Here is an 8,617-nt window from a genome sequence, read left to right on the forward strand (position 1 = left end):
AGCGGCCCGCCCCCGGGAGGGGACGGGCCGCCGGGGGGTGGGTCAGGCCTTGCGGAGGCGGAACGTCAGGGACAGGGGCTCGTCCGTGAAGGGCTCGCCGTAGGCGGAGTCGGCGTCACCGGACGCGAAGTCCGTGGCGAGCACCTCGTCCGCGATGAGCCCGGCGTGGTCCGTCAGGGCCGTCACGACCTCCGGGTCCGAGGAGGACCACCGCAGGGCGATCCGGTCCGCGACGTCGAGGCCGGAATTCTTCCGGGCCTCCTGGATCAGCCGGATCGCGTCACGGGCCAGGCCCGCCAGCTTCAGCTCCGGAGTGATCTCCAGGTCCAGGGCGACCGTCGCACCCGAGTCGGACGCCACCGACCAGCCCTCGCGCGGGGTCTCCGTGATGATGACCTCCTCCGGGGTGAGGGCGACCGTCTCCCCGTTCACCTCGACCTCGGCGGTGCCGGAGCGCAGCGCCAGCGACAGGGCCGCCGCGTCCGCCGCGGCCACCGCCTTCGCCACGTCCTGGACGCCCTTGCCGAAGCGCTTGCCCAGCGCGCGGAAGTTCGCCTTCGCGGTGGTGTCCACCAGGGATCCGCCGACCTCCGAGAGGGAGGCCAGGGAGGAGACGTTCAGCTCCTCCGTGATCTGGGCCTGCAGCTCCGCCGACAGGGCGTCGAAGCCCGTCGCGCCGACCAGCGCCCGGGAGAGCGGCTGGCGGGTCTTCACGCCCGACTCGGCGCGGGTCGCGCGGCCGAGCTCCACGAGGCGGCGGACGAGCTGCATCTGCTGCGACAGGGCGGGGTCGATCGCCGTGGTGTCCGCGACCGGCCACGTCGAGAGGTGGACCGACTCGGGGGCCTCCGGTGTGACCGGGACCACCATGTCCTGCCAGACCCGCTCCGTGATGAACGGGGTCAGCGGGGCCATCAGCCGGGTGACCGTCTCGACCACGTCGTGCAGGGTGCGCAGCGCGGCCGCGTCGCCCTGCCAGAAGCGGCGGCGCGAGCGGCGGACGTACCAGTTGGAGAGGTCGTCGACGAAGGCGGACAGCAGCTTGCCGGCGCGCTGGGTGTCGTAGGACTCCATCGCCTCCGTGACCTCGGACACCAGGGCGTGGAGCTCCGAGAGCAGCCAGCGGTCCAGGACGGTGCGGTCCGCCGGGGCCGGGTCGGCCGCAGAGGGCGCCCAGTTCGACGTGCGGGCGTACAGGGCCTGGAAGGCGACCGTGTTCCAGTACGTCAGGAGCGTCTTGCGGACGACCTCCTGGATCGTGCCGTGGCCCACGCGGCGGGCCGCCCACGGGGAGCCGCCGGCCGCCATGAACCAGCGGACCGCGTCCGCGCCGTGCTGGTCCATGAGCGGGATCGGCTGGAGGATGTTGCCCAGGTGCTTGGACATCTTGCGGCCGTCCTCGGCGAGGATGTGGCCGAGGCAGACCACGTTCTCGTAGGACGACTTGTCGAAGACGAGGGTGCCGACCGCCATCAGCGTGTAGAACCAGCCGCGCGTCTGGTCGATGGCCTCCGAGATGAACTGCGCCGGGTAGCGCTTCTCGAAGATCTCCTTGTTCTTGTACGGGTAGCCCCACTGCGCGAACGGCATCGAGCCCGAGTCGTACCAGGCGTCGATGACCTCCGGCACGCGGACCGCTTCGAGGGAGCAGCCCTCGGCGGTGCAGGTGAAGGTGACGTCGTCGATGTACGGGCGGTGCGGGTCCAGGTCGGAGTGGTCCCGGCCGGACAGCTCGGAGAGCTCGGCGCGCGAGCCGACGCAGGTGAGGTGGTTCTCCTCACAGCGCCAGATCGGCAGCGGGGTGCCCCAGTAGCGGTTGCGGGAGAGCGCCCAGTCGATGTTGTTGTTCAGCCAGTCGCCGAAGCGGCCCTGCTTGACGGAGTCCGGGAACCAGTTGGTCTTCTCGTTCTCCCGCAGCATCGCGTCCTTGACGGCGGTGGTGCGGATGTACCACGACGGCTGCGCGTAGTAGAGCAGGGCCGTGTGGCAGCGCCAGCAGTGCGGGTAGCTGTGCTCGTAGGCGATGTGCTTGAAGAGCCGGCCGCGGGCGTCGAGGTCGGCGGTCAGCTTCTCGTCGGCCTTCTTGAAGAAGACGCCGCCCACCAGGGGGACCTCCTCCTCGAAGGTGCCGTCGGGGCGGACCGGGTTGACGACGGGCAGGCCGTACGAGCGGCAGACCGCGAGGTCGTCGGCGCCGAAGGCGGGGGACTGGTGGACCAGACCGGTGCCGTCCTCGGTCGTGACGTACTCGGCGTTCACGACGTAGTGGGCGGGCTCGGGGAACTCGATCAGCTCGAAGGGGCGCTCGTAGGTCCAGCGCTCCATCTCCTTGCCGGTGAAGGACTCGCCGGTGGCCTCCCAGCCCTCGCCGAGGGCCTTCTCCAGCAGCGGCTGGGCGACGACCAGCTTCTCCTCACCGTTGGTCGCGACGACGTAGCTGACCTCCGGGTGGGCGGCGACCGCGGTGTTCGACACCAGGGTCCACGGGGTGGTCGTCCAGACCAGCAGCGCCGCCTGGCCCGCGAGCGGGCCGGAGGTCAGCGGGAAGCGCACGTAGACGGAGGGGTCGACGACGGTCTCGTAGCCCTGGGCCAGCTCGTGGTCGGACAGGCCGGTGCCGCAGCGCGGGCACCAGGGGGCGACGCGGTGGTCCTGGGTGAGCAGGCCCTTGTTGAAGATCTCCTTCAGCGACCACCACACGGACTCGACGTACTCGGGGTCCATGGTCCGGTAGGCGTCGTCCAGGTCGACCCAGTAGCCCATGCGGGTCGTGAGCTCGGTGAACGCGTCGGTGTGGCGGGTCACGGACTCGCGGCACCTGGCGTTGAACTCGGCGATGCCGTACGCCTCGATGTCCTGCTTGCCGTTGAAGCCCAGCTCCTTCTCGACGGCGAGCTCGACGGGCAGGCCGTGGCAGTCCCAGCCGGCCTTGCGGGCCACGTGGTAGCCGCGCATCGTGCGGAAGCGGGGGAAGACGTCCTTGAAGACGCGGGCCTCGATGTGGTGCGCGCCGGGCATGCCGTTCGCGGTGGGCGGGCCCTCGTAGAAGACCCACTCGGGGCGGCCCTCGGACTGCTCCAGGGTCTTGGCGAAGGTCTTGCTCTCGCGCCAGAAGTCGAGGACCGCGTGCTCGAGGGCAGGCAGGTCGACCTGGGCGGGTACCGGGCGGTACTGCGGCGGTGTGGTCATGAGGCTGAACTCTTCCTCCGGCGGGGTGTCACTTCCGTCCGGAGGGACGAGAGCCGACTGCTGCTCCCGCGGTACCACCCTCCTTGGCCGCCGGACGGATCCGGTGGCCCCCTCATTGGGGTGCGAAGCCGGTTCTACTCGCCCTGCGGGGGACCCGAGGCTTTCTTCCGGCGGCTCAGGGGTGATCCTTCACGTCGCGCTCGCCCCCGGGCTCTCACCGTCCCCGGGTCGCTCCTGGCTGCGTCCGACGCTACTCGTCCCCGTCCATGCCTTTCGCTGGGCCCAGTGTACGGGTGCGGGGGGTCCGCGGCAGACCGGTTTACGGGGGGCCCTGCGGGGCCCGCGGCGACGGCGTGGCGCGGGGCGCGGCCGGGGGACCGGGGCGGGGGCGGGAGTGCCCCGAACGGGCCATCGGGGCCGCCGCGGCACCGGGTGGGGCGGGAGTGGCGGATTACCGGGCCTCCGGATGGGCACAACGGATGCAGGTTGACCTCGACGGATGCGTGCCCCGTTGCCGCGGGGACGGAGCCGATTTATCGTTCCGGAACGATTCGCGAGCAATATCACAGTATGTGAAGGGGCCGCGGCCATGGTGGCGAAGAAGACAGCGGTCTCCGGGAACCCGGCTCCCGCCGAGAAGGCGACGGCGGCCCGCAAGACGGCCGCCACGAAGGCTCCGGCGAAGAAGGCAGCCGCCAAGAAGGCGCCGGCCAAGAAGGCGCCGGCCAAGAAGGCGGCGGCCGAGAAGGCAGCCGCCAAGAAGGCGCCGGCGAAGAAGACGCCGGCGGGCAGGGCGGCCGCGGTCGGGAAGGCACCGGCCCAGAAGGCGGCCGCCACCGGGAAGAAGACGGCCGCGGTCGACAAGACGACCGCCGTCGAGAAGCGGACGGCCACGGCCAAGAAGGCCGCGGCCGAGGGGGCGGCGCACGCCGCGAAGAAGACTGGAGTCCCGAACGTGGTTGCCAAGAAGAGCACCGGCGCGGCGCGGAAGACGGCTGCGGCCGCCACCAGCGGGCTCCCCAAGACCCCGGTCACGGCGGCGGCCGCCGCCCCCGGTGAGCTCGCGGTACGGCCCGGGGAGGACCCCTGGACGCCCAAGGAGGTCGAGGAGGCCCGCGCGGAGCTGGTGTCGGAGGTGCTGCGGCTGCGCGCCGAGCTCGACGCCTCCGAGGTGGCCATCTCCGGCCTGATGCGGGACTCGGGCGACGGAGCCGGCGACGACCAGGCCGACACGGGCACCAAGAACATCACGCGGGAGTCGGAGCTCGCGCTCGCGGCCAACGCCAGCTCGATGCTGGAGCAGACCGAGCGGGCCCTGGAACGGCTGGAGGCGGGCACGTACGGGCTCTGCGAGAACTGCGGCCGGCCCATCGGGAAGGCCAGGATGCAGGCCTTCCCCCGGGCCACGCTGTGCGTGGACTGCAAGCAGAAGCAGGAGCGCCGGCACTAGTGCTGTGGCCCGGGTGCGCCCGGCGTGGGGCGCGGCGGGCGGCCCGGTGGGCGGTCGCACCCGCGGGTGACGGGAAAGGCGGGAGCGGGGCGGGCGGTCCGCGGGGGCCCTGACGTACCCTCGTGGGGTCAGGGTCCAGGAGAAGCCTGGGTCGGCTAGTTCGAGGGACTCACGTGGCAGAGGCGGAGCGCATCATCGGTACGCCGGAGGTCGGGGACGACGCCCAGCCGGAGTCGGCCGCGCCCAAGGGGCATCGCCGGATCGCGGCCTTGCTCGTCGTGGCGGTGCTCGCCTACCTGTTGGACCTCGGCACCAAGATGCTGGTCGTGGCGAAGCTGGAGCACCAGCCGCCGATCGAGATCATCGGAGACCTGCTGAAGTTCGAGGCGGTCCGCAACCCGGGCGCCGCGTTCGGCTTCGGCGAGGCCTTCACCATCATCTTCACCGGCATCGCCGCGGCCGTGATCGTGGTGATCGTGCGGCTGGCCCGCAAGCTCTACAGCCTGCCGTGGGCGATCGCCCTGGGTCTGCTGCTGGGCGGTGCGCTGGGCAACCTGACCGACCGCATCTTCCGCTCGCCGGGCGTGTTCCGCGGCGCGGTCGTCGACTTCATCGCGCCGGCCCACTTCGCCGTGTTCAACATCGCCGACTCGGCGATCGTGTGCGGCGGCATCCTCATCGTGCTGCTGTCGTTCAAGGGCCTGGACCCGGACGGCACCGTCCACAAGGACTGATCGAAGCGCTGATCGCGGGACGGCCCGTCCGCCGGGTCCTGCATACTCGACGGGTGAGTACGATTCCCGAGATCCGCACCCTGCCCGTTCCCGATGGCCTCGAAGGCGAGCGGGTCGACGCCGCCATCGCCCGTATGTTCGGTTTTTCCCGGACCAAGGCGGCCGAGCTCGCGGCCGAGGGGAAGGTGTCGGTCGACGGCAGCGTCGTCGGGAAGTCCGAGCGCGTGCACGGCGGCGCCTGGCTCGAAGTCGAGATGCCCGCGCCACCGCGGCCGGTCGAGGTCGTGGCCGAGCCGGTCCCGGGCATGGAGATCGTCCATGACGACGACGACATCGTCGTCATCATGAAGCCGGTGGGCGTCGCCGCCCACCCGAGCCCCGGCTGGACCGGCACCACCGTCATCGGCGGCCTCGCCGCCGCCGGCTACCGCATCTCCACCTCCGGCGCGTCCGAGCGCCAGGGCATCGTGCACCGCCTCGACGTCGGCACGTCCGGGCTGATGGCCGTCGCCAAGTCGGAGCGCGCCTACACCTCGCTGAAGAACCAGTTCCGCGAGCGGGTCGTGGACAAGCGCTACCACGCGCTGGTGCAGGGCCACCCGGACCCGATGAGCGGCACGATCGACGCGCCGATCGGCCGCCACCCGAGCGCCGACTACAAGTGGGCGGTGACCCAGGACGGCAAGGCCTCCGTCACCCACTACGACCTGATCGAGGCCTTCCGCGCCGCCTCGCTGCTGGACATCAAGCTGGAGACGGGGCGTACGCACCAGATCCGCGTGCACATGTCGGCGCACCGCCACCCGTGCGTCGGCGACCTCACCTACGGCGCCGACCCGACCGTCGCGAAGCGGCTCGGGCTCACCCGCCAGTGGCTGCACGCGGTGCGCCTGGGCTTCGAGCACCCGGCGGACGGGCAGTGGGTGGAGTTCGAGAGCAACTACCCGGCGGACCTCCAGCACGCGCTGGACGTGATCCGGGCCGAGAGCGAGTGACCTCGCCGATCGAGGTCCGGGTCGCCGCCTCGGAGGAGGACCTGAAGGCCTGCTTCGCGGTGCGGCGCGAGGTCTTCGTGGTCGAGCAGTCGGTGCCGGAGTCCATCGAGTACGACACGTACGACGCCGACGCGGTGCACGTCCTGGCCGTGGCCGCGGACGGGACCCCGCTGGGCACGGGCCGCCTCCTGCACGGGCCGGCGGCGCTCGGCAAGACGGGCGCCCCGGAGGTCGGCTCGCTGGGCCGGCTGGCCGTCGCCCGGTCCGCGCGCGGGCTGGGCGTGGGCAGGCTGCTGGTCCGCGCGATCGAGGCGGAGGCCGCCCGGCTGGGGCTGAGCGCGGTAGACCTCGGCGCGCAGACGCACGCGCTGGGCTTCTACGAGCGGCTCGGGTACGCGGCCCACGGCCCGGAGTTCCAGGACGCGGGCATCCCCCACCGCGCGATGCGCCGCCCCCTTCCGTAGCCGGGAGCCCGGAGCCGGGAGCCCGCCAGGCGGGCGCGCGGCGCGTGGCGCCGGAGGGGGTGCGGGCGGACCCCGACACGGAACCCCAGGCTTGTCACCGCGCCGCCGGGCGCGGCGGCCTGGCAGGGTGGGGGAGTGGATCAGCTTGCTCTGCTGTTCGTGCTCCTGCTCGGGGCCGTCGTCATGGTGCCGCTCGGGGATCGGCTGGGACTGCCCGCGCCCGTCCTGATGACCCTCGGCGGGGTGGTCCTCGCGCTGGTGCCGGCCGTGCCGGACGTCGAGGTACCGCCCGAGTTCATCCTCCCGCTGGTGCTGCCCCCGCTGCTGTACGCCTCCGTGCAGCGCACCTCGTGGCGGCAGTTCGCCGCCAACGTGCGGCCCATCCTGCTGCTGGCCGTGGCGCTGGTCTTCGTCACGACCGCCGCCGTGGCCGCCGTCGCCCACTCTGTGGTGCCCGGGCTGCCGATCGCCGCCGCCGTCGCGCTCGGCGCGCTCGTGGCGCCGCCCGACCCGGTCGCCGCCACGGCCGTCGCCGGATCGCTCGGGCTGCCCCGCCGCATGGTCTCGATCCTGGAGGGCGAGGGCCTCTTCAACGACGTGACCGCGATCGTCCTCTACCACGTGGCGATCGCCGCGGCCGTCAGCGGCAGCTTCTCCTGGCCCGACGCGCTCGGGGAGTTCGTGCTGTCCGCCGTCGTGGCCGTGGTCGTCGGCCTGGCCCTCGGCTGGACCACCCACCGGCTGATGGGCCGGCTCGGGGATGCCACCCTCCAGATCGGGCTGACGCTGCTGGTGCCCTTCGTCTCGTACACGGTCGCCGAGGAGCTCCACGGGTCCGGGGTGCTGGCCGTGCTGACGACGGCCCTGTTCCTCGCCGAGTACGCCTCCGACGCCGACGACGTACTGGGGCGGCTGGCCGGGCACACCTTCTGGGAGGTCGTGGACACGCTGGTCACCGGGGTGGCCTTCGGGCTGATCGGGCTGGAGCTGCACAACGTCTTCGGGACGGCCGAGGACCGTGCGTGGCAGATGGCCGGGTGGGCGGCGGTCGTCGTCGCGGTGGTCGTCGGCGTACGGCTGCTCTGGCTGCTGCCGGCCGGCTGGCTCGCGAAGCGGCTGCACCAGCGGCGCGACTACGACGAGGAGATCCCGCTGAGCTGGCGGGAGAGCGTGGTGATGTGGTGGGCGGGCATGCGCGGGGTGGCCTCGGTGGCCCTGGCGCTGGCCATTCCCCTGAAGACGGACTCCGGCGAGCCCTTCCCGGGGCGCGACGAGATCATCTTCATCGCCTTCGCGGTGATCATGGTGACCCTGGTGTGCCAGGGGCTGACCCTGCCGTGGCTGGTACGGCGCCTCGGCGTGGAGGAGGACACCGACGCGCGGCGCGACGCCGAGCGGCAGCTGGCGATCCGCGCCGCCAAGGCCGCGAAGCGGCGGCTGAAGGAGATCGAGGAGGTCGAGGAGCTGCCGGAGGACCTGATCGAGCAGCTGACCCGGCGCGCGTACGACGTGGGGGCCAGGATCAGCCCGGACATGGTGGACGAGGAACGCCGCGAGGCGTACGCGCGCCGGGTGCAGCGGCTCCACGACATCCAGCGGATCCAGCGCGAGATGATGTCGGCCGCCCGCCACGAGGTGCTGGCCGCCCGCAGCGAACCCGGCTCCGACCCGGAGGTCGTCGACCGGGTGCTGCGCCACCTCGACGTACGCAGCCTGCGCGCCCCCTAAGGGCTGTCCCGTGATCCCCGGCGGGCGCACGACGACAGCCACGGCACCTCGCTGCGT

6 protein-coding genes are annotated in these 8,617 nt (G+C 72.3%); 5 read left to right on the forward strand and 1 reads right to left on the reverse strand.

Annotated elements, in window-relative coordinates; translation table 11 throughout:
* Positions 1 to 42: 42 nt before the first annotated feature.
* Complete coding sequence (gene ileS / locus AVW11_RS34755) at positions 43 to 3,189, reverse strand: isoleucine--tRNA ligase (protein WP_060178999.1); 3,147 nt, start codon at positions 3,187 to 3,189, stop codon at positions 43 to 45.
* 589 nt (positions 3,190 to 3,778) lie between these two features.
* Here ileS and AVW11_RS34760 point away from each other — a divergent pair.
* From AVW11_RS34760 to AVW11_RS34780, 5 genes are all read left to right on the forward strand, one after another.
* Entirely contained in the window at positions 3,779 to 4,639 is an 861-nt protein-coding gene (locus AVW11_RS34760) for a TraR/DksA family transcriptional regulator (RefSeq protein WP_076047016.1), read from the forward strand.
* A gap of 173 nt (positions 4,640 to 4,812) precedes the next feature.
* Positions 4,813 to 5,373 carry a signal peptidase II gene (lspA, locus tag AVW11_RS34765; RefSeq protein ID WP_030855533.1) on the forward strand — a complete coding sequence of 187 codons (561 nt, stop codon included), beginning with the start codon at positions 4,813 to 4,815 and terminating at the stop codon, positions 5,371 to 5,373.
* Positions 5,374 to 5,426: 53 nt separating this feature from the next.
* The gene (locus tag AVW11_RS34770) at positions 5,427 to 6,368 is read left to right on the forward strand and encodes an RluA family pseudouridine synthase (RefSeq protein ID WP_030855532.1); all 942 of its coding nucleotides are present in this window, start codon (positions 5,427 to 5,429) and stop codon (positions 6,366 to 6,368) included.
* Entirely contained in the window at positions 6,365 to 6,832 is a 468-nt protein-coding gene (locus AVW11_RS34775) for a GNAT family N-acetyltransferase (RefSeq protein ID WP_030855531.1), read from the forward strand. The genes AVW11_RS34770 and AVW11_RS34775 overlap by 4 nt, the downstream gene beginning before the upstream one ends.
* A 135-nt stretch (positions 6,833 to 6,967) precedes the next feature.
* Positions 6,968 to 8,560 (forward strand): Na+/H+ antiporter, encoded by a 1,593-nt coding sequence (locus AVW11_RS34780; RefSeq protein ID WP_060178919.1) that lies wholly within the window; start codon positions 6,968 to 6,970, stop codon positions 8,558 to 8,560.
* Positions 8,561 to 8,617: the final 57 nt, after the last annotated feature.

The organism is Streptomyces amritsarensis, from assembly GCF_001953875.1.
Lineage (GTDB): Bacteria > Actinomycetota > Actinomycetes > Streptomycetales > Streptomycetaceae > Streptomyces > Streptomyces amritsarensis.